The organism is Pseudundibacterium arcticum, from assembly GCF_042646465.1.
Classification (GTDB): Bacteria; Pseudomonadota; Gammaproteobacteria; order Burkholderiales; family Burkholderiaceae_D; genus Undibacterium_A; species Undibacterium_A arcticum.
The window spans coordinates 1-569 of record NZ_JBHRTP010000123.1; the positions used below are offsets into that span (position 1 = coordinate 1).

Consider the following 569-nt stretch of genomic DNA (forward strand, 5'->3'; position numbering starts at 1 on the left):
CATAAATTGATGTTTTTGTTTGGTCTCGATTTGAACGTCGAGGCGCAAAATTGGCGCTTTTTGCGGATATCCGCCGAAGGCTCCTATGCATCAAGGCAAGCTCGTTTTCTCGCAGCTCATGACCTATTTGCCGTTGACCACCTTTCGACGCTGCGTGGCAGCCCATCGGGGCGAACACAAGGTCAAGGACTTTTCCTGTCTGGATCAGTTCTTCGCCATGGCGTTTGCGCAGTTGACCTATCGGGAGTCGCTGCGCGACATCGAAGTCAATTTGCGCGCACAAGCACATCGGCTGTACCACATGGGTTTTCGATGCTCGACGATTTCTCGCAATACGCTGGCCAACGCGAACGCGACGCGACCCTGGCAAATCTATGCCGACTTTGCTCAGCATTTGATCGCGATGGCACGGCCGCTGTATGCCAGCGAACCGTTCGGCGTGGACCTGGACGCGACGGTGTACGCATTCGACGCCACGACGATCGATCTGTGTCTGTCGGTGTATCCCTGGGCACCGTTTCGATCGGCCAAGGCGGCAATCAAATTGCACACGTTGCTCGATCTGCGCG

Annotated in this window: 1 protein-coding gene; it reads left to right on the plus strand. The window is 55.7% G+C overall.

Annotated features, from left to right (window positions below; all coding sequences use genetic code 11):
• Window positions 1–85: 85 nt before the first annotated feature.
• The coding region (locus ACFOFO_RS26385; RefSeq protein WP_390333532.1) for a DUF4372 domain-containing protein at window positions 86–569 on the plus strand (484 nt) is incomplete at its 3' end.